Origin of the sequence: Acuticoccus sp. MNP-M23 (assembly GCF_031195445.1) — a bacterium.
In the GTDB taxonomy this organism is placed as follows: Bacteria; Pseudomonadota; Alphaproteobacteria; order Rhizobiales; family Amorphaceae; genus Acuticoccus.
Window position 1 is genome coordinate 4,034,944 of record NZ_CP133480.1, and the last position, 26,012, is coordinate 4,060,955.

Below are 26,012 nucleotides of genomic sequence, written 5' to 3' on the forward strand. Positions count from 1 at the left end.
AACCTCCACCTTCTGGGCGACGTTCAGCCACCAGAATACGCATCTATCGCGATAGGAGACGACGTTGAATAGCTTGATTTATCTTGTGGGCCTTGTGGTTGTTGTTCTTTTCATTCTCAGCATTCTAGGCCTCGCGTAACCGTATTACGGCGAATCTAAAATCCTCGAGGAGGGGTTAGATCAATGTCCACCAAACAACAGATCGATCGCGAAGCAGCATCCGCCAAGGATAAGCTTAATGAGGCTTCCGACGAAATAAAGAATCAGGCTCGGTCCGCGGTCGATGAAGCGCAGCGCGCTGCGACCAATTATGCCGAAGACGGCAAGAACGTTGCCGCTGGAAGCCTCACCGACTTTGCCAAGGCTGTGCGCAGCGCGTCTGACGAACTGTCCAGCCGCGACCAGGGCATGGCAGCACGTTTCGTGACCGAAGCGGCTGACGGGCTGGAGCGCGTTGCAAATTCCGTTTCCGGAACGTCAGTGGAAGAGATGGCGGGTTCCGTCACCGATTTCGCCCGCCGCAATCCCGGTCCGTTCCTTGTCGGCACCGTTCTGGCTGGCGTCGCGCTCGGCCGGTTCGTGAAGGCGTCGTCGGAGCGCTCCCATGATGCGCCGAGCCACGCCGGCCCTGCGGGCACGCCCTACCGCCCCACCGGCACTGCACCGGCCGCATCGCCAGTCCGTCCGGCATCGTCCGCACCGGCGGGCAGCACGGTTGGCACGCCGACGCGTCCCAACGTCAAAACCACCAGCTAAGGGGCCCCGCTTGCATGACCAATATTCCTAACCCTCCGCATGATCCTGCTGCGCGGATGGCCGCTGGCCTCTCGCTGCCGGAACTCGCGCAGAAGCTCTTCCGTGATGTGACAGATCTCTTCCGCAAGGAAGGCGAGCTGATCCGCTCGGAAATGAACGACAAGGTCAGCCAGCTGCAGGTCGGCGTCGGCAAGCTCGCGGCTGGTGCCGTTGTGCTTCTGGTGTCGCTCATCGTCCTTTCGGACGCGCTTGTGGTCGCGGTTGCCGAACTGATCGGCACTGTCGAGCCCAGCACCGACAACACCGGCTGGGCGGCCCTCATTGTTGGCGGCATCTTTGCCGCAGTCGGCGCATTCTTGATCCGCAGCGGATCCAGTGACCTGACGCCTGAAAACCTGACGCCGGACCGCACTGCAATGCAGGTGCGCCGCGACGGCGAACTTGCCAAGGAGCAGATCCGATGACTGAACGGTCCACGACCCAGATCGAACGCGAGGTCGAGGCCCAGCGCTACGAGGTCGAGGAAACCCTCGACGCACTGCGCAACAAGCTCTCGGCTGGCCAGATGCTCGACACCCTTTCCCGCTCGTTCACGACCGCAGGCGGGCAGGGCGGCGAGTTCTTCAACAATCTTGGCCGTCAGGTGAAGGAAAACCCGCTGCCGATCGCCATCACCGGCATCGGCCTGGCGTGGCTCCTGATGGGCCAGAACCAGAAGCAGACCCCGCCTGCGCTTCCGGCGCCTCGCCGCACGTATCCGCCGCAGTTCACGGCCTACGACCGTGCGCGCTATGCGGCCGACGAGACCAGCCACGGTGCCGAGTATGCCGTGAACCGGCTTCGCGGCGGCTATTATGACGTGAAGGCGGAAGCCCGCAATTCTGCCCATGCCGCTTATGACCACGCCCGCTACGCTGCGGACGAGGCCAAGCACGGCGCAGAATATGCCGTCGGCCAGATGAAGGCAGGCGCTTACGCGGTGCAGGACGGCGCATCCAATGCCGCCGGCCGGGTCTACGACAAGGCGCGGCTTGCTGCCGACGAGACCAAGCACGGCGCCAAGTACGTGGGCGACCAGATGAAGGCCGGCGCTTACGCCGTGAAGGATTCTGCGTCTTCCGCAGCCGATGCGATGTACGACCGGGCGCGCATTGCGGCCGACGAAGTGTCCCACGGCGCTGCGTATGTGAGCGATCAGCTGAAGAGCGGCGCCTATGCCGTGTCCGACGCAGCGCACAGCGCATACGAAAGCGCCCGCGACACTGCGTATGACGCCGCGGACACCGCCGGTGTCTACGGCCGCCGCGCACAGCGCACTGTGGTCGATTTCGTCAAGGAAGAGCCGCTGATCGCTGGTGCCGTCGGTCTTGCGCTTGGCGCCGCACTCGGCGCGATCATGCCGGCCACCCGTCAGGAAGACGAGTTGATCGGCCCGTACCGCGACCGTGCCCGCGATGAGGCGATCGACTACGCCTCCGCGCAGGCCGACAAGGCGAGCCACGTTGCCGAGGAGTCCTTCAAGGCTGCCGAGGCCAAGGCCCACGAAGAAGGCCTGATCCCGGAAGAGGGCGACAAGACGGTTGCCGAAAAGGCCGAGGATGTCGTCAAGGCGGCCAAGACGAAGGCCCGCGAAGAAGCCAAATCCTGAAGCCAACGCTTCAAGGCAAGACGAAGAAGGGCGCCCTTGTGGCGCCCTTTTTTTGTGCCAGCTCATATTTTGGACGCCAACCGACGGAACTTCACCGCGAGTTGTGCGTCGGTTTCACATGACGCTGCGTTGAACGATTCTTTCGTTGGCGTAGCCGGCGACGCGGCAGCTTCAACACCGTTGCTGCCAAAGGCGGGAGAAATCGTGACGATGAGATGGACCAGAATTTTGGCGGCGTTGGTCGCATCAGTCTGCCTTTGGGGCGGCGGTGCGCTGGCGCAGGGGAGCGGACCGGACGTCTTCAAGGTGGACGCGCTCAATGCAGGCCTGCCGGCGCCGCCGCAGGGGCTGGACCGCACGACGCCGCAGTCCACCCTTGAGGCCTTCCTCCGGGCCAATGGCCGGACCGACTATCGCACCGCCGCCTATCTTCTTGATCTCGCCGACATACCGGACGCCGAGCAGGCCGCGCGCGGCCCGGAACTCGCCCGCAAGCTCGGCCTCGTCATTGAACGCAAGATCCCGCTCGACCTGGCTGCGATCCCGGACCGGCCGGACGGGATGGAAACGATGGGCACCAGCCGCGAGCCGATGGTCGGCGAGCCGCGCAAGAGCATCAGCCTCGGACAGCTCGATCTGGAGCGCTGGCCGGTCTCCGTGCGCATCAACCGTGTCCAGGCGGGGGATGACGCGTCCCCGGTGTGGGTGTTCTCCCGCCAGAGCGTCGAGCACATCGACGCGCTGTTCAAGCGCTACGGCCCGACACCGCTTGAAAAGGCAATGCCCGGCGCCCTGCGGACCGATGCCTTCTGGGGGCTGATGTGGTGGGAGGTGATCGCCATCCCGCTGATTTTCGCCGCCACGGTGCTGATCGGCTACATCTTCTACCGCCTCTTCGGGATTGTGGAGCGGCGCGTGCCGTTCGGGCCTGTGGAGGATGTGGTGCGCCTGCTGAAGCTGCCCATCATCCTCATCATCCTTGCCGCCTTTGTGCAGGTGGTGGTGATGAAGACGTTCGTGTTCTCCGCAGGGGCCGACACGTCGGTGAGCACGGTCTTCTGGCTTCTGATCCTTGTGGCGCTCGTGGTGGGCGTATCGCGGGTGATGGACGCCATCATCGACAACACGTCGGACAGGTACCTCGAGCGCATCGACAAGCCCGAGAACACCCGCGCGCGCATGTGGTACACCAATCTTTCGGCGGCCAAGCGCATCGGCATCATTATCGTCCTGGTGGTCGGCGTTGCGATCGCATTCTCGTCGTTGCGTCTGTTCTCCAGCTTCGGACTCAGCCTGCTGGTGTCGGCTGGTGTCGCCACGGCCGTGTTGGGCCTTGCCGCACAGACGGTGCTCGGCAACATCTTCGCCTCGCTGCAGCTCGCGATCGCCCAGCCCATCCGGATCGGCGATTCGGTTTTGTATGACGGGCAGTGGGCGCATGTGGAGAAGATCAACTACACCTTCGTCCAGCTTCGCACGTGGGACCAGAAGCGCTTCATCGTCCCGGTCAAGAATTTCATTTCCAACGCTTTCGAGAACTGGACGATGGAAGAGCCGGAGATGATCAAGCCGGTGGAGCTGAAGCTCGACCACCGGGTCGACGTGGAGTTTCTGCGCCGGGAGTTCCGCAAGATGGCGGAGGAGGACGAGGATTTCGTCGATCACGCCGACCCGAAGGTGCAGGTGATCAGTCAGGACGAGGACGGCATCATGCTGCGCTTCTACTGCACCGCCGCCGACCCGAGCACTGCCTGGGACCTGCACTGCCGCATCCGCGAGCGGCTGATGGCCGTTGTGCGCACGCTGGACGAGCCCTCCGGCCTGCCCCGCACCCGGATTGCCTACGTGTCGAACACGGTGGACAGCGATGCCGCCGGGCCGCGCACCGACACCGGCAAGCCCAATCCCGACACCGGCGAGCCCGGCGAAAAGACGGTGGAACAAGCGGCGCAGTGAACCGCGTTCTCGGCCGATGACAGCGCCGGCAGCCTTCGGGTTGCCGGCGTTTTGCGTTGCGGCATCCGGCAGGGAATTGCGCGATCGAGGGGAGGGGCGGATTGTTGGGTGTGCGCGCGTTCGCGCTTACCGCAGGCCTTTGACGGCTGCGCCATAAACCAGCTGTGATGTGGAATGGCGGCGTGGCTCCCCGGGACGGATTCGAACCATCGACCAACCGGTTAACAGCCGGTTGCTCTACCGCTGAGCTACCGGGGAAAGGCGCACGCGCTGGAGGCCGTATAGCAATGGGTTCTCCGCGACGCAACACGCAAAGCCGATGAATTTCGCCTTATTCACCCGGGGTCGCGGCGAGGCTTGCGCGGCACTAAGGTCGCCGGCGCGCCATAGCGGACGCAGCCGAAGGAGTGACATGAACACCAGCGACGATGATGCGCGTCATGCCGAGAAAATGCGCAAGATCAAGGATGCCCGAGACAAGATGATGGCGGCCAAGACCATCGAGAAAGGCCTGCTCATTGTTCACACCGGCAAGGGGAAGGGCAAATCCACCGCAGCATTCGGCATGGCGATGCGGGGGATCGGCCACCAGATGCGCATCGGTATCGTGCAATTCATCAAGGGTGCCATCGAAACCGGCGAAAGCGCGGTGCTGAATGCGTTCCCGGAGCAGGTGACGATGAAGCGGATGGGGGAGGGGTTCACCTGGGAAACCCAGGACAAGACGCGCGACATTGCCGCCGCGGGCGCCGCCTGGGCGGAGGCAAAGTCGATGATCGCGTCAGGAGACTACGACATGGTCATCCTGGACGAGCTGAACATCGCGCTGCGCTACGACTATGTGGATATCGACGAGGTGGTGGCGTTCCTGAAGGCGCGGCCTGCTGGTGTCCATGTGGTGGTCACCGGGCGCAATGCGAAGGAACCGCTGATCGAGGCGGCGGATCTCGTCACCGAGATGACGATGGTCAAGCATCCGTTCCGCGACGGGGTGAAGCCTCAGGCCGGCATCGAGTTCTGAGCGGCCTGAGGCTTCGTCAGTGCCTTAGTAGGGGCAGTTGACCGGGTCGCCGTACTGGTTGACGCAGCGGCGGCCGCGCGGCGTGGTCGCGGCGCCGACGATGGCACCACCAGCAGCACCGATGCCGGCACCGACGAGTGCGCCGCCAGCGTTGGCGCCGGCAGCCGTGGCAACCACGGCACCGGTCGCTGCGCCGAGACCGGCGCCGACCAGAGCGCGGTCACCCTCGTTGTTGGAGTTGCAGCCAGCCAGACCGGCGATCATGGCGATTGCGAGTAGCGTTTTCTTCATTGGAGCCCTCCTTACGAGCGCCGCGGAGCGCGAGCGCATGTGGTGTCATTCGACGGCGGAACATTAATGACAGGTGAAGGGTTCCGCCCCCCGGCCGGTCACGATGCTTTCCGTTTTCCATGGTGTCACGAGTGGTGCAAAAAAGCATCGATCGTGGCTCACCCCTACACCAAGACGCGCAATTGTGGCGAGGATTTGTGGCCTGTCTGCAGCGGACCGGGAGAGCACTGATCCACCGGGATTCCCCCGCGCAGGAACAAAAAAAGCCAGGGGCAAACCCCTGGCTTTCGTTTCGTCGAAGATGCGCCGTGGCGCCGCGGATCAGACCGAGTAGTAGAGGTCGAATTCCACGGGGTGCGGGGTCATCTCGTAACGCATGTTCTCTTCCATCTTCAGCTCGATGTAGGCATCGATCTGATCGTCGTCGAACACGCCGCCAGCCGTCAGGTAGGTGCGGTCGGCGTCGAGCGAGGCGAGGGCTTCGCGCAGCGAACCGGCAACGGTCGGGATGTTCTTCAGCTCTTCCGGCGGCAGGTCGTAGAGATCCTTGTCCATCGGCTCGCCCGGATGGATGCGGTTCTTGATGCCGTCTAGGCCGGCCATGCACATTGCCGCGTAGGCGAGGTACGGGTTGGCCGAAGGATCGGGGAAGCGGACTTCGAGGCGCTTGCCCTTGGGCGAAGACGCGATCGGGATACGGCAGGAGGCCGAACGGTTGCGCGCCGAGTAGGCGAGCAGCACGGGGGCTTCATAGCCCGGGACCAGACGCTTGTAGGAGTTGGTCGACGGGTTGGTGAAGGCGTTCAGCGACTTGGCGTGCTTCAGGATGCCGCCGATGTAGAAGAGGCACATCTCGGAGAGGTCGGCGTAGCCGTCGCCAGCGAAGAGTGGCTTGCCCTCGTTCCAGATCGACTGGTGAACGTGCATTCCGGTGCCGTTGTCGCCGAAGACGGGCTTGGGCATGAAGGTTGCCGTCTTGCCGTAGGCGTTGGCGACCTGGTGAACCACGTACTTGTAGACCTGCATGTGGTCGCCGATGCGGGTCAGCGTGTCGAACTTGAGGCCAAGTTCGTGCTGGGCCGCGGCCACTTCGTGGTGGTGCTTTTCGACCGACACGCCCATTTCGGTCATCACCGAGAGCATCTCGGAGCGCATGTCCTGCGCCGAATCGATCGGCGGCACGGGGAAGTAGCCGCCCTTGGTGCGCGGACGGTGGCCAAGGTTACCGGTCTCGTACTCGGTGCCCATGTTGGTGGGCAGCTCGGTCGAGTCCAGCTGGAAGCCGGTGTCGTACGGGTTCACCGCAAAGCGCACGTCGTCGAACACGAAGAACTCGGCTTCCGGGCCCATGGTGATGGTGTCGCCGATGCCGGACGACTTCACGTAGGCTTCGGCCTTCTTGGCGGTGGTGCGCGGGTCGCGGTTGTAGGCCTCGCCGGTCGACGGCTCCAGGATGTCGCAGAAGAGCGCCATCGTGGTCTGCGCGAAGAACGGGTCGATGTGGGCGGTTTCGGGGTCCGGCATCAGAAGCATGTCGGACTCGTTGATCGCCTTCCAGCCGGCGATGGACGAGCCGTCGAACATCGTGCCGTCGGCGAAGATGTCTTCGTCGACCATGCTGACGTCCATCGTGACGTGCTGCATCTTCCCGCGCGTGTCGGTGAAGCGCAGGTCGACGAATTTGACGTCCTTGTCGCTGAGGTCCTTGAGGATGTTCTGGGCTGTGCTCATTCGGTTCCGCTTTCCGTAGCGTTTCTTAAAAAGTGGGGCGTCCGCAGATCCCGCGGTCTGCCTTCTTATGCACCGCGCGTGCCAACGCGATAGGCGGGAGCGGCCGACGCCAGCGCACTACGCCTGCGCAACGCGGCAGCCGGCGTGTGCACGATAAACCGGCACACGCAAATTGACAGGGCGGCGACCGCTCGGGCCGCCACGCCAGGCTGTTTGTCTCAGATCGCGTCTTCGCCAGCTTCGCCGGTTCGGATGCGCACGGCATCTTCAACGGGAAGCACGAAAATCTTGCCGTCGCCGATGCGGCCGGTCTGGGCTGCATTGCGTATGGCTTCGATCGCCGCAGGGGCGAGACTGTCCGGAACGACAAGCTCGATCTTAACCTTGGGAAGAAAGTCGACGACATACTCGGCGCCGCGATACAGCTCCGTATGCCCCTTCTGGCGGCCAAATCCGCGTGCTTCCAGGACGGTCACGCCCTGAAGGCCCACATCCTGGAGCGCCTCCTTCACTTCGTCGAGCTTGAATGGCTTAATGATGGCTTCGATCTTCTTCATGAGGTCCTATTGGAAGATGCCCGCCGCAGAAATCGAAAACGGCTCGGGCAAAAATGCATGGCCCGTGCCAGTTGAAAAAAATGGCTGTTTGTTCGGTCTCAATGCATGTGACGCGGCAATGAGCATGGGCGATGCCTAATATATATGCTGACAGATGAAAAAGACGGCAATGGTTTGTGGGGGGCTGCGCTGGTTTCCCCCGGTGACATTGCAAAACTCGATCGGCTTTGTGCCGAAAGCGGAATTCCCGTTGCGACATTGATGGACCGTGCCGGTCACGCCGTGGCCAATGCGGTGGCAGCGCGGCATCCCGCCGGAACGCGGGTCGATGTGCTGGTTGGCCCTGGCAACAATGGCGGGGACGGCGCCGTGGCGGCCGAAGTCCTGCGCAGGCGCGGTTTCGACGTCGTGCTGCTCGATGCGTCGGAGGGGAAGGGGGCAACGGTCGCGCGTGATGCGCTCGCTGCGTACCGTGGGCCCCGATTGGCGGCAGAGCCGGCGTCCCTGCGGCGCGGCGCGGTGGTGGTCGACGGGTTGTTCGGCGTCGGGCTCTCCCGGCCGCTCGACGGGGAGATGGCCGCGCTGGTGGAGGCAGCCAATACACTGGCGGCGACCATTTATGCGGTGGATATTGCCAGTGGCATCAATGGAGGAAACGGGGCGGTGGACGGGCCTGCCATCCGTGCCGACTGGACGGTGGCGCTGCATGCGATGAAGCCCGGCCATGCACTTTCGCCGGGTGCGCGCCATGCGGGCAGGGTGGTGGTGGAGGATATCGGCATTCCGCCCCGCATTGCGCGCGCGATCACACCGGCAGCGTTTCTCAACAAGCCCGGACGGGACCGGCTCGCGGCGTGCCCGCTCCTGGCCGAAGCCGGCCACAAATATGATCGCGGGTCCGTGTATGTTTTGTCCGGCCCCATCGACGCGACCGGGGCGGCGCGGCTGGCGGCCACGGCGGCCCTGCGCTGCGGGGCGGGCCTTGTGACGGTGCTGACGCCGCCTTCCGCGCTGATGGTGAATGCCATGCACCTCACTGCCGTGATGGTGAAGGCGGTGGAGGGGGCGGATGCGCTGCGGGCCCGGATCGACGGCGCGTCGCGGCCGCCCGTGGTTCTCCTTGGCCCCGGGCTGCCGCCCGATGCCAGAACACGGGACATGGTGCTGGCTGCGCTGTCCAGCACGGCAAGGGTCGTGCTGGACGCAGGGGCGCTCACCGCCTTCGCAGACGAACCGGAGACGCTGAAAGCAGCGCTTCGTGCCAAGGGCAAGACGGGACAGCCGGCCATTTTGACCCCGCACGGCGGCGAATTTTCCCGCCTTTTTGCAAGCGGCAGCTACAAGCTCAGCCGCGGCCGGGCTGCTGCCGCCGAATCGCGGGCCGTGGTGGTGGAGAAGGGCGCCGATACGGTGATCAACGGAGAGATTGTGGATATTGGCGGGCCGCCGTGGCTCGCCACCGCAGGCACCGGCGACGTGCTCGCCGGGTTGATCGCCGGGCTCCATGCGCAGGGCTTCACGGCCGAGGATGCCGCCTGCCTTGGAGTGGAGATGCAAGGGGAGATGGCACGCCGGCTCGGGCCGGGCCTGATCTCTGAAGATCTCCTGACAGCGATTGCGCCGGTACGGTCCGCTTTGGAAGAGCGATTGACCGCGGCACGTCCCCGCCCGTACATCTGGCGCTGACCGGCGCCAGCGCGGGTCATCGCGGGTGTGGCGGAACTGGTAGACGCACTTGGTTTAGGTCCAAGCGCCGAGAGGTTTGGGGGTTCGAGTCCCTCCACCCGCACCAAGGCCACCATTCCCGATCGCAGCGACCGGTTCGAAAGGGCCTGCGGCGCGGCGTTGCCTTTATTCGACTTCCAGCGCGCTCAGCTGCCAGATGCTCCGTGAATAGACCACCTCCGAACGATATTCGGGATCGCTGTCGTAAGGGTAGATGATCCACAACGGACCCTTGTTGCGCACGGACATCGTTTCACCGTTGAGGCGATAGGCGAGGACGGGCGCGCCGCTCATGGCCTCGGCCATGGGGATTTCCACCGCATAATCATTGAGTGCGATGGCGCGCAGGGTGGACCCGTCTGCGGCGACGGCGTCCATCAACGCCTTCAGGGAGACGCCGACAAAGGTCTGCTCACCCTCGGTCCAGATCGTCTTGGTGGTGATTGTGGTCGCCGGCATGGCTTCGAGCATCGCCCGATCGAAGACGGCAGTACCATCTTCGTTCGTGTTGCCGATATCGCCGCGCACCGTCAGGAGCGGTTCGCCTGTGGGCGCGGCGAGTTGGTCCGCGAGCGCAAGCGGTGCGCCAAGGCACAGCGTGATGGCAAGGGCGAACGAAGCGAGGCGATTGAGAAAAAACATGGCAGGCTCCGGTGTGGGATGATGCGTTTGTACAGGACCGCCACACGATCTGGCGGTTCTGATCGCACAGTTTGCCTATCCTTATGGATAGTTCGACCGGTGGCGGCCGGGCGATCAGAACAGGCCGGCTGCGCTTGCCGCCATCGCAGCCTGCGTGCGGTTGCGGGCATCCAGCTTGCGGCAAAGGGTTTTGACGTGGAGTTTGATGGTAACCTCCTGCAATCCGAGATCGCGGGCGATTTCCTTGTTGGTTTTCCCTTTTGAGAGGCCCTCCAGCACCTGCATCTCGCGGCGGCTGAGCTTGCTGACGAGCGGGTGAGCGGGGACGTCCGCAGTCTCGGTCAGGTAGCGCACCGGCGCGTATTGTTCGCCAGATGCCATGAAGCGCAGGGCATTGACGAGCGATCGCGCCGGCATGGTCTTGGGCAGGAAGCCGGCGGCACCGATGGCAAGCGCCTCCTCGGCGGCAGCGCGCGGTATGGTGCCGGAAATGATGGCGACGGGGTTGTTGAAATTCAGCAGCATCGCGTCGCGTAGACCATCGAGGCCGTTCATGCCGGGCATCGCAAAGTCGAGCACCACGAGGTCGAACGGGCCGTCGCGGGTGATCAGTTCGGCCGCCTGCGGATAGTCGCACGCAACCGTGACCGCAATGCCGGGCTCCCGTTCCAGAAATGCGCAGACAGTATCGCGAACGAGGCCATGATCGTCGGCGAAGAGAACCTTCATGGACCCGCCCCGTCGGCTTTGGTTGCAACCAGAGGGTACACGCAGGGCGTGCAGCTGACGAACCCATAGCGCGCCAGGATGGCGCGAGCCCGTCCCTGCCATTGCGCGCTGCACTTGGGGGCCGGGGGCGCGAAACCGGGGCGGCAATGTTTCGGCTGGGCGGAACGGCGCATTTGCCTCGCGCAACGGCCGGGGCAAGCGGGGTGCTGGCTGAATGTTCGCCTCTATTCAATGCCTTGCACAATTTTCGAGCTGGAATGCGCCGCCGGCTTTTGCGGCAAAACGGACCGATTGACCACCGCAGGCTGTGCGGCGGGCGCAAGCGGCCCATTGACACTTCGGCTTGCGGACGCGACATGGTGCGCCGTTCCCCGAAAACCGAGCTTTGTCGAAAGTAGCCCCATGGAAGTGACGGAAACCCGCTCTGAAGGCCTTGCGCGGGAGTTGAAGGTAGTGGTCCCCGCCACGACGCTGAACGAGCGTCTGACCGCCTACCTCGATGATATGCGCGGTAAGGTGCGTCTCAAGGGATTCCGCCCCGGCAAGGTCCCGATGGCGCATCTCCACAAGATGTACGGCAAGTCCGCGATGGCCGAGGTCATCAACACGGTCCTGACCGAAAGCGTGCAGCAGGCGGTCGAAGGCCGTTCCGAGACCCCTGCGCTGCAGCCTGACATCGATCTTGACGAGGCGGCGATGCCCGAGGTCATCGACGGCAAGAGCGATCTCGCCTTCGATATCAAGTACGAAGTGCTGCCCGCCATCGAGGTCACCGGCCTTGACCAGATCAGCGTCGAGCGGCCCGTGGTCGTGGTTTCCGACGAGGAAGTCGATGCCGAGATCACGACGCTTGCCGAGCGCAACCGCTCGTTCGAGACTGCCGAGCGCCCCGCCGAATCCGGCGACCGCGTCACGATTGATTTCGTCGGCAAGGTCGATGATGTGGCGTTCGACGGCGGCACCGCCGAGGACGTCGACGTGGAGATCGGCGCCAACCGGTTCATTCCCGGCTTCGAAGAGCAGCTGATCGGCGCCAAGGCTGGCGAACCGGCCGTCATCACCGTGACGTTCCCGGAGGATTATCCGGCCGAGCAGCTCGCCGGCAAGGAAGCCAAGTTCGACGTGACGGTGAAGTCTGTCAGCGCTGCACAGGACGCCGTTGCCGACGACGCGCTTGCCGAGCGCCTTGGCCTTGAATCGCTGGACAAGCTGAAGGACGCGATGCGTCAGCAGATCGAAAGCGCCTACGGTCAGGCCAGCCGCCAGAAGACCAAGCGCGCGCTGCTTGATGCGCTGGACGAGAAGTTCACGTTCGAACTGCCCCAGAAGCTGGTGGAAACCGAGTTCAACAACATCTGGAACCAGGTCCAGCAGGACATGGCGAAGGAGAACGAGACCTTCGAGGCTGAGGGCGAGAAGTCCGAGGAATCGGTTCGCGCCGACTACACCAAGATTGCCGAGCGCCGGGTGCGACTCGGTCTCCTGTTGTCCGAGGTTGGCCAGAATGCCAACGTCGAGGTGACGGACGAGGAGGTCCAGGGCGCCCTGCAGGAGCGTCTGCGCCAGTACCCCGGCCGCGAACGCGAGGTTTTCGAGATCTACCGCAAGAACCCCCAGGCGATTGCCGGGCTTCGTGCGCCGATCTTCGAGGACAAGGTGATCGACTACATGCTCGAACTGGTGACCGTTACTGACAAGCCGGTGTCCAAGGAAGAGCTTCTGAAGCCGGACGAGGACGACCTGCCCGGACACGATCATGACCACGACCATCATCACGATCATGACCACAACCATGATCACGACCACTAGGCAGGCGCGATGAAAGATCCGGTTGAATTTTACATGAACGCGCTCGTGCCGATGGTCGTCGAACAGACGAACCGCGGCGAGCGTGCCTACGACATCTTCTCCCGGCTGTTGTCGGAGCGGATCATCTTCATCACCGGTCCCATCGAGGACACGGTGGCGACGGTGGTCTGCGCCCAGCTCCTTTATCTGGAGGCCGACAACCCCAACAAGGAGATCTCGCTCTACATCAACTCTCCGGGCGGTGTGGTGACCTCGGGCCTTGCGATCTACGACACGATGCAGTTCGTCCGTCCGAAGATTGCCACCCTGTGCATCGGCCAGTCGGCATCCATGGGCGCCATGCTCCTTGCTGCGGGCGAGAAGGGGATGCGGTTCTCGCTCCCCAACGCGCGCATCATGGTGCACCAGCCCTCCGGCGGCTTCCGCGGCACGGCGGCCGACATCCAGCTTCAGGCCAACGAAATCCTGTCGCTGAAGCGCCGGCTGAACGAGATCTACCGCAAGCACACCGGCCAGGCGCTGGACGTGATTGAAAAGACGCTCGAGCGGGACCACTTCATGGCGCCGGACAAGGCGCAGGAGTTCGGCATCATCGATCAGGTGATCGAGAGCCGGGCAGCCATGGATCTGGCGGACAACTAAAGGTAGTGGCGGTCTTGCGGTCACTGGCCTTGATGTTTAATGGTCTGTGACTGCTATGACGCGAACGTCGCTTCACCTCAGCGCGAAGCGGCGCGATTAAAATGATGCGCGCAATTTTCGATTTTGTAACGAGAAGAAGCGTTGAGTAGTGCGGACGGCGTTTGCATCGGGGGATCCCCCGTTTCATGATGTGGCCGCCGCCGGAAAAAAGGCCCATTACGGGCAAGGTGGTTCGTCTCGTTGCCGCATGTGCGGCGAGACGAAAGCGATGCAAAGGGTGTGTTGATGAGCAAAGCGACCAGCGGCGGCAGTGGCGAAGGGCGTAATAACACCTTGTATTGCTCATTCTGCGGCAAGAGCCAGCATGAAGTTCGCAAGCTGATCGCCGGCCCGACCGTTTTCATCTGCGACGAGTGCGTCGAGCTGTGCATGGACATCATCCGCGAGGAGAATAAATCCTCGCTGGTGAAGGCGCGCGACGGGATTCCGACCCCGCTTGAGATCCGCAAGGTGCTGGACGATTACGTCATCGGCCAGCACGGGGCCAAGAAGGTCCTGTCGGTGGCGGTCCACAACCACTACAAGCGGCTGAACCATGCCTCCAAGTCCAACGACGTGGAGCTGGCGAAGTCCAACATTCTCCTTATCGGCCCGACCGGTTGCGGCAAGACGCTGCTGGCGCAGACCCTGGCGCGGATCCTCGACGTTCCGTTCACCATGGCCGACGCCACCACGCTGACCGAAGCCGGCTATGTGGGCGAGGATGTTGAGAACATCATCCTGAAGCTGCTGCAGTCGGCGGACTACAATGTTGAGCGGGCTCAGCGCGGCATCGTCTACATCGACGAGGTCGACAAGATCTCCCGCAAGTCCGACAACCCGTCCATCACGCGCGACGTGTCGGGTGAGGGCGTGCAGCAGGCCCTTCTGAAGATCATGGAAGGCACGGTCGCTTCCGTGCCGCCGCAGGGTGGGCGTAAGCATCCCCAGCAGGAATTCCTGCAGGTGGACACGACCAACATCCTGTTCATCTGCGGCGGTGCCTTCTCGGGCCTCGAGAAGATCATTTCCGACCGTGGCCGTGGCACGTCCATCGGGTTCAAGGCGCAGGTGTTTGCGCCGGAGGACCGGAAAACCGGCGAACTGTTCGGCGAAGTCGAGCCGGAGGATCTCCTCAAGTTCGGCCTCATTCCCGAATTCGTCGGCCGTCTGCCCGTTCTGGCAACGCTCGAAGACCTCGACGAGCCGGCGCTGGTGCAGATCCTGTCCGAACCGAAGAACGCGCTGGTGAAGCAGTATCAGCGCCTTTTCGAGATGGAAGGCGTCGAGCTGACATTCCATGCCGATGCGATGAGCGCCATCGCGCGGCGAGCAATCGAGCGCAAGACGGGCGCCCGCGGCCTGCGCTCGATCCTCGAATCGATCCTGCTCGACACCATGTACGAGCTGCCCGGTCTCGACGGTGTGCGTGAAGTCGTGATTTCCGAAGAGGTGATCAGCGGTACCGCACGGCCGCTCTACATCTACGAGGATCGCGCGTCCGAGCAGTCGCGCACGTCCGCGTAACGCTTGCGGTCAAGCCGGGCTCGCATGGCAGCCCGGCATTTCGGCAAAACCGGCTCTTTCAGGGCCGGTTTTGCCAGCGTTCCTAGGTCTGCATTCCCAGCTTCTGCTTCAGCTGGATGCCGCTGCCAGCGCCACAGAGATCACGCACGAAGCGCGAGATCGAATTTGCCGGGGCGCTCGTTCTGGCGAGAGGCGTGCCGGGCAGGGCGCTTGCACCAGGCTTTCATCGTGCCTGCGTCAACCGGCCTCATGTGTAAAACTCCGCGTAAAGCCTGCGTCTGTTGCGTCTCTTGAATTGACGTATGTCCAGCGCCACTTCAGCTTTGCGGGGTAAAAATCCCATCCCCACACCGCCGCCTCACTCGACTTCGGTGGGTGGCATCGCAATGATGCGCTGGCGCGCGGTGACCGGTGGTTCGACTCGTGCATGATTGGCGAGGCCGAGCCAAGCTGAAAAGGAAGTGTCCATGACAAAGTCCGACGAGACCAAGGCGAGCTCGGGCCACGAGCGCGAAGCGGGGGCGTTTCCTGTTCTTCCGTTGCGCGACATCGTGGTGTTTCCCCACATGGTCGTGCCGCTGTTCGTTGGCCGCGAGAAGTCGATTCGCGCTCTCGAAGAAGTGATGCGCGCCGACAAGCAGATCCTGCTCGTCACCCAGCGCGAAGCGACCGACGACGATCCGGCCCCCAAGGGCCTGTTCGACATCGGCACTCTGGCGACCGTTCTCCAGCTCCTCAAACTGCCCGACGGCACCGTCAAGGTGCTGGTCGAAGGCACGCAGCGCGCGGCCATCACCGCATTCACCGAGCGCTCGGAATATTTCGAGGCCGACGTCGAGCCCGTGGCCGATGCCACCTTCGACAACACGGAGGCGCTGGCGCTGTCCCGCTCCGTGGTTTCGGAATTCGAAAGCTACGTCAAACTCAACAAGAAGATTTCGCCTGAGGTGATTTCCGCGGTCAGCCAGATCGAGGATTACGCCAAGCTTGCCGACACCGTGGCCTCTCACCTTGTCGTGAAAATCCCGGTGAAGCAGGAGATTCTCGCAACCCCGTCCGTGATCGAGCGCTTCGAGAAGGTGCTCGGAATCATGAACGGCGAGATTTCCGTTCTGCAGGTGGAAAAGCGCATCCGCAGCCGTGTGAAGCGGCAGATGGAGAAGACCCAGCGCGAGTATTACCTCAACGAGCAGATGCGCGCGATCCAGAAGGAGCTGGGCGACGGCGAGGACGGCAAGGACGAACTCGCCGAACTCGAAGAGCGGATCAAGACCACCAAATTCTCCAAGGAAGCCCGCGAAAAGGCCGAGGCGGAGCTGAAGAAGCTGCGCTCCATGAGCCCGATGTCGGCCGAGGCGACCGTGGTGCGCAACTACCTCGACTGGATGCTCTCCATCCCGTGGAAGAAGCCGAGCCGCATCAAGAACGACCTGGAGCACGCCGAGCACGTCCTCGAAACCGATCATTTCGGCCTCGAGAAGGTGAAGGAGCGCATCCTCGAATATCTCGCCGTGCAGGCCCGCGCCAACAAGCTGAAGGGGCCGATCCTGTGCCTCGTCGGCCCGCCCGGCGTCGGCAAGACCTCGCTCGGCAAGTCCATCGCCAAGGCGACGGGGCGTGAGTTCGTGCGCATGTCGCTCGGCGGGGTGCGGGACGAGGCGGAAATCCGCGGTCACCGGCGCACCTATATCGGCTCGATGCCCGGCAAGGTCATCCAGTCGATGAAGAAGGCGAAGAAGTCCAACCCGCTCTTCCTGCTCGACGAGATCGACAAGATGGGCATGGATTTCCGCGGTGATCCGTCGTCCGCGCTTCTCGAAGTGCTGGACCCGGAGCAGAACTCCTCGTTCATGGACCACTATCTCGAGGTCGAGTACGACCTTTCGAACGTGATGTTCATCACCACGTCCAACACGCTGAACATCCCCGGACCGCTGCTGGACCGGATGGAAGTGATCCGCATCGCCGGTTACACCGAGGACGAGAAGATCGAGATCGCGCGCCGCCATCTCATCGACAAGTCCGTGGCCGACCATGGTCTGAAGGGCGGCGAGTTCGCCATCGACGACGATGCGCTGCGCATGATGATCCGCCGCTACACCCGCGAATCGGGCGTGCGTAACCTTGAGCGCGAAATCTCCACGCTGGCCCGCAAGGCGGTCAAGGAGATCCTGTCCTCCAAGGGCGAGGTGACGACCATCCTCGTGAACACCGAGAAGCTGGAAGAATATCTCGGTGTGCCGCGCTACCGCTACGGTCAGGCGGAGCTGGAAGACCAGGTGGGTGTCGCAACCGGCCTTGCCTGGACCGAGGTCGGCGGCGAACTTCTCACCATCGAAGGCCTGATGATGCCCGGCAAGGGCAAGATGACGGTCACCGGCAACCTGCGCGATGTGATGAAGGAGTCCATCTCCGCAGCGGCATCCTACGTTCGCTCGCGTGCGCTCGACCTTGGTGTCGAACCGCCGATGTTCGAGCGGCGTGACATCCACGTGCACGTGCCGGAGGGGGCCACGCCCAAGGACGGGCCGTCCGCGGGCATCGCCATGGCGACGGCCGTCGTCTCGGTGATCACCGGCATTCCGATCCGGCGTGACCTGGCGATGACGGGTGAGATCACCCTGCGTGGCCGCGTCCTCCCGATCGGCGGCTTGAAGGAAAAGCTGCTTGCTGCATTGCGCGGCGGGATCACGACAGTCCTGATCCCCGAGGAGAACGCCAAGGACCTTGCGGACATTCCGGACAACGTGAAAAACGTTCTGGAGATCGTTCCGGTGAGCCGGATGGATGACGTCCTGCAGCGTGCGCTGGTGCGGATGCCGGAGGCGATCGAATGGACCGAGCCGGCGCCGAACCCGAAGGACGCCAGCCGTTCGATCGAGGACGACGATACGATGTTCCGCGCCCACTAGGCGGACACGCAAACCGGCGCGGCCAGAGGAGGCCGCGCCGCAAGACGGCCATCAGACCCGTGCCTCAGGCGCGGGTCTTTTGCGTCCGGTTGGCGCAGAAGGCGCAGTTTCCCTGGCTCCACCGCCAAAACGTGGTGGGAGTGTGATTCGCACGCAGATGTGAACCCGTGAAACGCGAATTCTTCACTTTTATTGCGCCTTACTTCCCCGGTTCCTGAACAAATTATCTCGTCAAAATGGGAATTTTTCTCTTTCGTAATGTTTGAGGTGCAGATTCTCTAGGAAAACTGCGGCAAATCGGTATCGGTGCGCTTGCGCCGCAGCATTTGAATGCCAAAGTAAATCTGGCATTGTGGAATGGAGAATCATGATGAAGAAGTCAGAACTCGTAGCAGAGGTGGCGACGTCCACCGAGCTCAACCAGAAAGACGCGACGAAGGCGGTTGACGCCACCTTCACCGCAATCATCGAGGCGCTGAAGAGCGGCGACGAGGTTCGTATCTCGAACTTCGGTGTTTTTGCCGTGCAGCAACGCCCCGAGTCCCAGGGGCGCGACCCGCGCTCGGGCGAGGCGATCACCATCAAGGCCGCCAAGGTCCCCAAATTCCGTCCGGGCAAGCCCCTGAAGGACGCGCTGAACGCGTAAGCCTTCAATAATGAGAAGTGCCGTGGCGCGCCCCGCGCCCCGGCAAGCAGAAGGGCCTGCGCCATTCATGGCGCAGGCCCTTTGTCGTTCTGGCCTGCCGCTCGTGCGGCAGGGGCGCTGTGATCAGGCGGCAGTCTTGCTGGATATCTCTCCGGCCTCGGAATCCTTCTCGGCCCTTTCCTCCGCTTTCTCCTCAGCAGCGGTCGCCCCGGACAGGAAGACGCCGAGGCCCGCAAGCGGCGGCACATTATCGGCCACCACCTTGGTGATGATGAGAATAGGCACGGCGATGATCACGCCGGGGACACCCCACAGAAAACCCCACAGCGCGATGGACAGAAGGATCGCAACCGGGTTGATTTCCAGCCGGTGGCCCAGCACCGCCGGTGTGATGAAGTGGCCCTCAATGGTGGTGATGGTGAAATAGGCGATCGGTGGAACAAGCGCCCACTCGATGGAATCGAACGCGATCAGCGCGACCAATGCTGACGATACGGTGCCCACCAGCGAACCGACGAACGGCAGGAAGTTCAGCAGGAAGGCGGCCAACCCCCAGACGGCAGGGCTCGGCATCCCGGCAATCCAGAATGCGAAGAAGATACACACGCCGAAACCGGCATTGATCAGCGTAATGGTCAGCAAGTATTTCGATACGATCGTGACGATATTGTTGACGACCGTCAGCGATCTTTTCTTGTCCGATAATTTGGGTGATGAATGGACGATCTTTTCGTAGATCAGCCGATTGGTCACGAGCAGGAAGTAGGTGAGGGCGATTGCCACCACCACGGTTGATGCAATGCTGCTGAGGTTGGTCGCGGCGCGGTTGAGGAGACCCGGCTGGCGGACCACCACCTCGCCGACATTGGTGTCGGTTGTAGACTGGGTGATCTCGTCGACTTCGCGGCTGGCGCGCGTGATCGAATCAACCGGCCCACGGAAATCCTTCAACCGCTCGCGCAGCTGCGCCCCGATGCGCGGCGCGTCATCGATCCAGGAGGAGATGGGCGTGGACAGCGTTGCGACAGCAAGGCCGACGCCAATCGTCAGGACGCCCACCAGAAGGAGTGCCGAGAGGCCGGCCCAGATCCGCTTTTGAAGCCACAGGTTGATCGGGGTGAGTGTCAGCGAGATCACGAAGGCCAGAACCACCGGCAAAAGGAGGCTCTGGGCATAATCGAGCGCGGCAAAAGAGGCGATTGTCGCTAGGATGATGAGCGGGACTTTAACGCCGCTTCCCACATTCACCCTTTCAGGTTTGGGTGGAGGTGAGGCCTGCCCGTTATTGGTATCTTCTCCAGGCGCGGAGGTTGGCGAAACGGCAGTCAATGGTCACGCTCCTATGGCGGCGCCGAATGGCGATCCATATGGTAACGCAGCGAGTCGCCTGTACGTTCTGTGCAAGTTGCGATGAATCAGGGTTAGGGTCACAAAGTGGATGACGCGCCGCGCAAAAGCGCGAAGCTGAACGCCAATGGCGGTGCGCACGACGGCCTGGCGCCTGAGCGTCTGCCCTATCACGAACGCCAGCATGGCCGCGCAGCGCACAGCCCACTCGATATCGGGTGGCGCGGCTGGTGGGACATCCTGCGCCGTGTCTTCCAGCGCATTGCCATCGACAATCTCGGCCTCGTGACGGCAGGGGTCACCTTCTACATCTTCCTTGCGCTCATTCCGGCTGTGATTGCGGTGGTCTCCTTCTACGGCATCATGACCGACGCGGTGACGCTCGCGAACCATGTCAGCTTCCTGCACGGCTACGTGCCGGATCAGGCGCTGGAGTGGATCGGCGGCGAGATCGGGCGCATCGGCAAGTTCCAGAGCCAGGGGCTGACCGTTGCCTTTGCGCTCAGTCTCGGGCTTTCGCTGTGGTCGATGAACAACGCCGTGGTGGCCTGGTTCAGCGCGATGAACGTCGCCTACGGCGAGGTGGAGAAGCGCAGCACCGTCGGTCTTTATCTGCGCTGTTTCGCCTTCACGCTGGTCTCGCTGATCATCGGGATGATGATGATCGGCTTCATCGTCCTGCTGCCGCTTCTCATGCACGCGTCCACGCCGGGCGGGTTCGATTATGGCGGGCGGCGGGTGTCTGCACCGGCGCTTTTCGTGGTTGTGGCGGTGGGCGCTGCGGCCATTTACCGGATCGGCCCGAGCCGGCGGCCGGCTAAGGCGCGCTGGCTTGCCGTTGGCGCGATCTTTTCGGCGGTCGGCTGGATCTCAGCGTCGACACTTCTGTCTTGGTATCTGTCCAATATTGCAAATTACGCCGCGATGTATGGTTCGCTTGGAACGATAATCGCGCTCATGTTTTGGCTCTATATCTCTGTCTACATTTTGATGACAGGGGCGTGGCTGAACTCGGAAGTGGAGCACCAGACCATGGTTGACACCACAATCGGGCCTCCTCGCCCGATGGGAAGACGCGGTGCGTATGTTGCTGATACGGTAGGGAAAAAGGCATCGCGTTGAATGATCGCATCTCGATCCCCTTCCAAGCCAAAGGATCGAGGTATCTTGAATACGGAGCAGCGTCCTGCCGCCCCGAGCACAATTCAGCTGACCCGGTCCGCACTATATTTTGCGACTATGTGCCATGCCGCTGCTGGACGGGTCAGGTCCGCTGATCTACCCGAGACGGCGCTGGGGCGTTTTTCGGGGCTCGGGCCGAATCAGTCAGGCTGGCGGCAGATGCTGTTCGAACTGCAGACCAAGACGCCGAAGCCTGGACTATGGCCGGACGGGAAAGAGTTTAAATTGAAAGCCTCGGGTTCATCCACTGACGGGGGCGCAGCGCTGCTGCCTGCTTGGTGGTGTGGCGGCGGTCGCGCGCGATGACGGCTGCCGGCGTCGTCCTTCCTGCCACGGTGTTCGTGCTGCTTGCGATGACTTTGCTCGTTTCGGCACTGTGCGTCCGGGCCGTGTCCACGCGGGTGGCTTTGTCGGCCGCGGCCACAGGCGTCTTCGGCCTTGTTCTGGTTCGGATTGCGGCGCTCGACCCGTTGCTTGCCGGCGGCTGGTTCCAGTTCGCCGTGCAGTCCACAATCTTCTCGCTCGGTATCGCAGTGCTCATGCTGGCGGCGTTCATCAGCGCGCTTGTCAGCCTCAGAGCCCGGTTCCGCCGGCGCGACTCCCTCGCCCTGATCCCGTCTGTCGATCTTGTGGAGCGCTCGGAAGACACGCGGACCGCGCGATTGCGCCGCCTGTTGCGGGGCGAGCACGACAAGGCGGTCACCGCGAACGAGATGCACCGCTACCTTGAGATGGCCACGGCCAATTCGCAGATCACCATCTACCTGCAAAACACCCGGCTTCAATATCTCTGGATCGTCAACCCGCGCATGAACCTTGGTTCGGGCAACGTCCTCGGGCTGACCGATGAGGACCTCATTCCGCCGGACATGCAGCCGCTTGTGATCGGCCACAAGATGCGTGCGATCAAGACCGGCACAAAACAGACATTCGAGCTCGAGCTGCCGGATGGCGCTGATTCAGCGTGGTTCCGTGTCGACGTCGTGCCGATCCGCGAGGACGGGGAGGATGTCACCGGGATTGTCTGCGCAGCAATCGATATCACCCGTGCCAAACGTCTCGACATGATGCGAACCGACCTGTCGCGCCGTCTGGCCGAAACGCTCCAGCGGTTCAACCTGGCGCTGCGCAGCGAGAAGATCAGCGTGTTCAGCCAGGATCTGACCATGCGCTACACGTGGGCCAATGCCGACGAAACGCTTGTGGGCTCGCTGATCGGGCGCACGGATGAAGACGTGCTGCTGCCGTCGGATCTCGGCCCCATCGCCAAGCTGAAGCGCGGTGCCATCGAGAGCAAGCGGCCGCAGTCCGGTGAGATCGGCGTCGGGGAGGGTGGCGACCGCCGCTGGTACGATCTGCATGTGGAGCCGAACATCCGCACGGACGGGCAGGTGACGGGGATCACCTGCGCGTCGATCGACATTACGGATCGCAAGCGCAACGAGGAGCATATGCGGCTCGTCATGCGCGAGCTGACGCACCGGACCAAGAATCTGCTGGCTGTGGTCATTGCCATTGCACGCCAGACATCCGCCAACGCGACCGATACCGAAGCGTTCGTGACGGCGTTGATCGGCCGGCTGCGTGCGCTGTCGGCCGCGCAGGACCTCATCGTGGCCGACGACTGGGCCGGCGTTGCGGTGGACGACCTCGTCAATGTTCTGCTGCGCCAGAGCGTTGCCAGCGGCAACGCCCGCGTGAAGGTCGACGGGCCGCGGCTGATCATCTCGCCGGAGGCGGCGCAGAATTTCGGTCTGGCGATCCACGAGTTGATCACCAACGCCGTCAATTATGGCTCCCTGTCGTCACCGACGGGCCTTCTTTCCGTCTCCTGGACCGTGCGGCCGGACGAGAACGGGGAGGAAGAAATTTCGCTGCACTGGAGCGAAGAGAAGGGGCCAGCGGCCAAGGAGCCTGACCGGCGCGGCTTCGGGATGATGGTCATCGAACGCAGCCTTGCCCGTGCCCTCAAGGCCAAGGTGACGCTGGACTTTGCGCCGGACGGGCTATGCGCCGAGATCCGCATGCCCACGGCGGGGCTGCTGCCGCAAACGCGCGGAGACCAGGAAAAGCTCGCGCAAGTCAATTGAGGACGGCGCGGCTTCGAGGCATGCCGGCTCCCGCAAATTTGAATATATGACAAGGAACTTGGTGCGAGCCGGGCTCGTTGGTCGAGAGTGTGTGATTGCAGTAATCGAGTGAGCGCGGTGCAAATCCGCCTCATCGTCCGAGGTCTTTGATGGAGTTCGAAGCGAAGGAACGATGCTGGCAGGAGATCGACCGAATCTCCACTGGGGTTCTCGTCCATCAGCCAGCCGCTGACCGACGGGCGCTTCCTGTGAACGGCTTTTGCTGCCGTCGCTCCAGTGTCATTGAGCTTTACGCCTCCCTGGACGCAGCCGAGGGCCTGGAACTCCAGCAGGGGATGACGGTCTGCATCAATTTTGCCGACGCCATCGAATGCGTGTTCGTTTCGCTTCAGGCGAGCATCTCCGGAGTTGATTGCTCAGGAAACGCCCGGCCGGCTGCTGACCGGAAAAAGAGCACGCCGTGCAGCGTTGGCAGCGGTGTCATGATTGCGGTCCGCCCTTTGACGGCCGAGTTCTGGGAGCCGCCGGGCCGCGGCTTCATGGATGCGCTTGATATTCTCACCCAGGGCACGAACGACTCGCACACCCTGTCGGCACCGCGGACAATCAGGTTCTGAGCGGAGAGCGCTGCCAACCCCGAAATGATCGCGTAATAAGAAAGGGCCTGCCGTGCGGCAGGCCCTTTCTTGTTGCTGGTCAGGCGTCCTCGCGGCAGCGCATCAGAACTTGCGCGAATCGACCACCGAACGGCTGTGATGGTCCGGCCCATACTCGCCACCCGACTGGACGGACAGAAGCTCTGCCAGCTTGGTGCGCGCCCGGTTCACCCGGCTTTTCACCGTGCCGACGGCGCAGCCACAGATTTCGGCGGCTTCGTCGTACGAGAAGCCGGACGCGCCGACCAGAACCAGCGCCTCGCGCTGGTCAGACGCCAGCTTCCCGAGCGCTTCGCGGAAATCCACCATGTCGAGGTGGCCCAGCTGCTCGGGATGCGTGGCAAGGTTGGCGGCCATCTTGCCGTCGGCATCCTCCACCTCGCGCCGCTTTTTCCGAAAATCGGAATAGTAGACGTTGCGCAGGATGGTGAAGAGCCATGCGCGCATGTTGGTGCCGGGTTCGAACATGTCGATGCTTGCCCATGCCTTCATCAGGGCTTCCTGCACCAGATCGTCCGCCCGCTCGGCATTGCCGCTGAGGCTGACAGCGAATGCGCGCAGATTGGGGATCTGCCGGATGAGTTCTTCGCGGACAGTCATTGTTTGTCGGCCGTCCCGGAATCGTCGCTTTCTGGGTTTTGCGGCAGGTCGATCGCGTCAAGCTGGGTCAGAAGCTCGACGATGCGGTCGGGAATGGGTTCGGTCAGAACGGATTCGTACATGACCTTGAGCTGGGTGCCGATCACGTCCTGCAGAGGATCATCCTCTTCTTTCCCTCTGGGATCGTCTGACATTGGGGTCCTTTATGTCGTTCTCAAGCAGGCTGGACGGAGGTGCAGAAAGTGCACGCTGATGCACATTGCCACCAAACGGTTTTTTTTGCGTTCGCACATGGAACGATAGTGGCAGGAGAATTGTTCCCAGACCCTAGTGGACTGTCGGTTCCCACCGAGTTCAATTTTCCAGCTTTAAGCAAGCTATCGGTGGTCATGTCAGGCCACGGCGCGTCGAAACCTGAAAGGCTGCCATGTCGCTGGCTCAGACTATTGCTCCCCATATCCCCTATCTGCGCCGGTTTGCGCGATCCCTGACCGGGAGCCAGCCGAGCGGTGACGCCTATGTCGAAGCTGTGCTGCAGGCTCTTGTCGCCGACTCGGCCCTTTACGAGACCAAGCTGCCGCCGCGCGTCGCCCTCTACCGGATCCTCATCAAGGTGTGGGACTCGGTGGCCGTCAACAACGATGTGGAAGAGCGGACCGAGCTGTTCGAGAAGCGGCTTGATTCCATGGTGCCGCGTGCGCGCCAGGCGTTTCTCCTCACCACGGTCGAAGGGTTTTCCGTTCAGGAAGCGGCGGCCATCCTCAACACCGATGTTGCAGGCGTCCGCGGGCTGATCGACGATGCCGGCCGCTCCATTGCCGATCAGGTGGCCACCAGCGTCCTCATCATCGAGGATGAGCCGATGATCGCGCTCGACCTTGAATCCCTGGTGGAGAGCCTCGGTCACGAGGTTGCCGGCATTGCCCGGACCCACACCGAGGCGATTGACGCGGTCAATTCTCGCCAGCCCGGCCTCGTCCTGGCCGACATTCAGCTGGCCGACGGCAGCTCAGGCCTCGATGCGGTCAACGAGATTCTTTCCACCATGAATGTGCCGGTGATCTTCATCACCGCCTATCCGGAACGTCTCCTCACCGGCGACCGGCCGGAGCCTGCATTCCTCATCACCAAGCCGTTCGAAACCGACACGGTGAAGGCCGTCATCAGTCAGGCGCTGTTCTTCAGCACGGGTGCTGCCGGCTGACATTGCCGTGAAGCCCGGCAACGGGCGTGACGCAAACAAAAAGCCGCGCCTCACAGCGCGGCTTTTTTGCTGTCTCGCAGCCCGGCAACCGCCGCCATCCGCGGATGGGGCGGCGCGACGCGGCTAGAGCGTTTCTCGCTCATCTTGACCCACACGATGGCCCGCTGACGCAGAGTGGCAAGGAGCGTCGCGCAGCCGGTAGCGGTGCTACCGGCAAGCGGTGTGACGCTGTCCACTCTGCCTCAGCGGGCCACCCGGAGGGCGCCGCCAGGGCGCTTGCCGGACTGCGTTGCAGCGTTTGG

At 62.9% G+C, this 26,012-nt stretch carries 23 protein-coding genes and 2 tRNA genes; 16 read left to right on the forward strand and 9 right to left on the reverse strand.

Annotation, left to right across the window (positions count from 1 at the left end):
* Positions 1–183 precede the first annotated feature (183 nt).
* From RDV64_RS18640 to RDV64_RS18655, 4 genes are all read left to right on the forward strand, one after another.
* Positions 184–756 carry a hypothetical protein gene (locus RDV64_RS18640; protein WP_309196465.1) on the forward strand — a complete coding sequence of 191 codons (573 nt, stop codon included), beginning with the start codon at positions 184–186 and terminating at the stop codon, positions 754–756.
* Positions 757–770: 14 nt separating this feature from the next.
* The gene (locus RDV64_RS18645; RefSeq protein WP_309196466.1) at positions 771–1,220 is read left to right on the forward strand and encodes a phage holin family protein; all 450 of its coding nucleotides are present in this window, start codon (positions 771–773) and stop codon (positions 1,218–1,220) included.
* Positions 1,217–2,404 carry a DUF3618 domain-containing protein gene (locus tag RDV64_RS18650; RefSeq protein ID WP_309196467.1) on the forward strand — a complete coding sequence of 396 codons (1,188 nt, stop codon included), beginning with the start codon at positions 1,217–1,219 and terminating at the stop codon, positions 2,402–2,404. Before RDV64_RS18645 ends, RDV64_RS18650 begins: the two co-directional genes overlap by 4 nt.
* 210 nt (positions 2,405–2,614) lie before the next feature.
* Complete coding sequence (locus tag RDV64_RS18655) at positions 2,615–4,360, forward strand: mechanosensitive ion channel domain-containing protein (RefSeq protein ID WP_309196468.1); 1,746 nt, start codon at positions 2,615–2,617, stop codon at positions 4,358–4,360.
* Positions 4,361–4,543: 183 nt separating this feature from the next.
* On the opposite strand, the gene RDV64_RS18660 is transcribed toward RDV64_RS18655, so the two are convergent.
* A tRNA-Asn gene (locus tag RDV64_RS18660) sits at positions 4,544–4,618 on the reverse strand.
* A gap of 154 nt (positions 4,619–4,772) precedes the next feature.
* On the opposite strand from RDV64_RS18660, the gene cobO reads away from it, so the two are divergent.
* Positions 4,773–5,381 carry a cob(I)yrinic acid a,c-diamide adenosyltransferase gene (gene cobO, locus RDV64_RS18665; RefSeq protein ID WP_309196469.1) on the forward strand — a complete coding sequence of 203 codons (609 nt, stop codon included), beginning with the start codon at positions 4,773–4,775 and terminating at the stop codon, positions 5,379–5,381.
* A 24-nt stretch (positions 5,382–5,405) separates the two neighbouring features.
* On the opposite strand, the gene RDV64_RS18670 is transcribed toward cobO, so the two are convergent.
* The 3 genes from RDV64_RS18670 to RDV64_RS18680 form a co-directional block, all read right to left on the reverse strand.
* Positions 5,406–5,672, reverse strand: a complete 267-nt coding sequence (locus RDV64_RS18670) for a hypothetical protein (protein WP_309196470.1) — start codon at positions 5,670–5,672, stop codon at positions 5,406–5,408.
* 321 nt (positions 5,673–5,993) lie between these two features.
* Complete coding sequence (gene glnA, locus RDV64_RS18675) at positions 5,994–7,403, reverse strand: type I glutamate--ammonia ligase (protein ID WP_309196471.1); 1,410 nt, start codon at positions 7,401–7,403, stop codon at positions 5,994–5,996.
* 218 nt (positions 7,404–7,621) lie between these two features.
* Positions 7,622–7,960, reverse strand: coding sequence for a P-II family nitrogen regulator (locus tag RDV64_RS18680; RefSeq protein WP_309196472.1), 339 nt, complete (start codon positions 7,958–7,960; stop codon positions 7,622–7,624).
* 144 nt (positions 7,961–8,104) lie between these two features.
* Here RDV64_RS18680 and RDV64_RS18685 point away from each other — a divergent pair, with 144 nt between their 5' ends.
* Positions 8,105–9,646 (forward strand): NAD(P)H-hydrate dehydratase, encoded by a 1,542-nt coding sequence (locus RDV64_RS18685; RefSeq protein ID WP_309196473.1) that lies wholly within the window; start codon positions 8,105–8,107, stop codon positions 9,644–9,646.
* A 21-nt stretch (positions 9,647–9,667) separates the two neighbouring features.
* A tRNA-Leu gene (locus tag RDV64_RS18690) sits at positions 9,668–9,752 on the forward strand.
* Between the two features lie 59 nt (positions 9,753–9,811).
* Here the strand turns inward: RDV64_RS18690 and RDV64_RS18695 are convergent.
* Both RDV64_RS18695 and RDV64_RS18700 read right to left on the reverse strand, forming a co-directional pair.
* Positions 9,812–10,327 (reverse strand): molybdopterin-dependent oxidoreductase, encoded by a 516-nt coding sequence (locus RDV64_RS18695; protein ID WP_309196474.1) that lies wholly within the window; start codon positions 10,325–10,327, stop codon positions 9,812–9,814.
* A gap of 114 nt (positions 10,328–10,441) precedes the next feature.
* Entirely contained in the window at positions 10,442–11,056 is a 615-nt protein-coding gene (locus RDV64_RS18700) for a response regulator transcription factor (RefSeq protein WP_309196475.1), read from the reverse strand.
* 402 nt (positions 11,057–11,458) lie between these two features.
* Here RDV64_RS18700 and tig point away from each other — a divergent pair, with 402 nt between their 5' ends.
* The 5 genes from tig to RDV64_RS18725 all read left to right on the forward strand — a co-directional run bounded on the left by tig (position 11,459) and on the right by RDV64_RS18725 (position 18,631).
* On the forward strand, positions 11,459–12,865 hold the full coding sequence (gene tig, locus RDV64_RS18705) for a trigger factor (protein WP_309196476.1): 1,407 nt from the start codon (positions 11,459–11,461) through the stop codon (positions 12,863–12,865).
* A 9-nt stretch (positions 12,866–12,874) separates the two neighbouring features.
* On the forward strand, positions 12,875–13,507 hold the full coding sequence (locus RDV64_RS18710; RefSeq protein WP_309196477.1) for an ATP-dependent Clp protease proteolytic subunit: 633 nt from the start codon (positions 12,875–12,877) through the stop codon (positions 13,505–13,507).
* 285 nt (positions 13,508–13,792) lie between these two features.
* Positions 13,793–15,073 carry an ATP-dependent Clp protease ATP-binding subunit ClpX gene (gene clpX / locus RDV64_RS18715; RefSeq protein ID WP_309196478.1) on the forward strand — a complete coding sequence of 427 codons (1,281 nt, stop codon included), beginning with the start codon at positions 13,793–13,795 and terminating at the stop codon, positions 15,071–15,073.
* Between the two features lie 467 nt (positions 15,074–15,540).
* Complete coding sequence (lon, locus tag RDV64_RS18720; RefSeq protein ID WP_309196479.1) at positions 15,541–17,985, forward strand: endopeptidase La; 2,445 nt, start codon at positions 15,541–15,543, stop codon at positions 17,983–17,985.
* Positions 17,986–18,355: 370 nt separating this feature from the next.
* Entirely contained in the window at positions 18,356–18,631 is a 276-nt protein-coding gene (locus RDV64_RS18725) for an HU family DNA-binding protein (protein WP_375143839.1), read from the forward strand.
* Positions 18,632–18,754: 123 nt separating this feature from the next.
* On the opposite strand, the gene RDV64_RS18730 is transcribed toward RDV64_RS18725, so the two are convergent.
* Positions 18,755–19,960 carry an AI-2E family transporter gene (locus tag RDV64_RS18730; protein ID WP_309196481.1) on the reverse strand — a complete coding sequence of 402 codons (1,206 nt, stop codon included), beginning with the start codon at positions 19,958–19,960 and terminating at the stop codon, positions 18,755–18,757.
* A 105-nt stretch (positions 19,961–20,065) separates the two neighbouring features.
* On the opposite strand from RDV64_RS18730, the gene RDV64_RS18735 reads away from it, so the two are divergent.
* The 3 genes from RDV64_RS18735 (at position 20,066) to RDV64_RS18745 (ending at position 23,867) form a co-directional block, all read left to right on the forward strand.
* On the forward strand, positions 20,066–21,100 hold the full coding sequence (locus RDV64_RS18735; protein ID WP_309196482.1) for a YihY/virulence factor BrkB family protein: 1,035 nt from the start codon (positions 20,066–20,068) through the stop codon (positions 21,098–21,100).
* Between the two features lie 362 nt (positions 21,101–21,462).
* Positions 21,463–23,250 carry an HWE histidine kinase domain-containing protein gene (locus RDV64_RS18740; protein WP_309196483.1) on the forward strand — a complete coding sequence of 596 codons (1,788 nt, stop codon included), beginning with the start codon at positions 21,463–21,465 and terminating at the stop codon, positions 23,248–23,250.
* 149 nt (positions 23,251–23,399) lie between these two features.
* Positions 23,400–23,867: a hypothetical protein gene (locus tag RDV64_RS18745; RefSeq protein ID WP_309196484.1), complete on the forward strand. Its 468-nt coding sequence runs from the start codon at positions 23,400–23,402 to the stop codon at positions 23,865–23,867.
* Between the two features lie 102 nt (positions 23,868–23,969).
* On the opposite strand, the gene RDV64_RS18750 is transcribed toward RDV64_RS18745, so the two are convergent.
* Both RDV64_RS18750 and RDV64_RS18755 read right to left on the reverse strand, forming a co-directional pair.
* A complete protein-coding gene (locus RDV64_RS18750) occupies positions 23,970–24,506 on the reverse strand; it encodes a sigma-70 family RNA polymerase sigma factor (RefSeq protein WP_309196485.1) in 537 nt (178 codons plus the stop codon).
* Positions 24,503–24,700 (reverse strand): NepR family anti-sigma factor, encoded by a 198-nt coding sequence (locus RDV64_RS18755; protein WP_309196486.1) that lies wholly within the window; start codon positions 24,698–24,700, stop codon positions 24,503–24,505. The genes RDV64_RS18750 and RDV64_RS18755 overlap by 4 nt, the downstream gene beginning before the upstream one ends.
* Before the next feature lie 233 nt (positions 24,701–24,933).
* On the opposite strand from RDV64_RS18755, the gene RDV64_RS18760 reads away from it, so the two are divergent.
* Positions 24,934–25,710, forward strand: coding sequence for a response regulator (locus tag RDV64_RS18760; protein ID WP_309196487.1), 777 nt, complete (start codon positions 24,934–24,936; stop codon positions 25,708–25,710).
* Positions 25,711–26,012 lie beyond the last annotated feature (302 nt).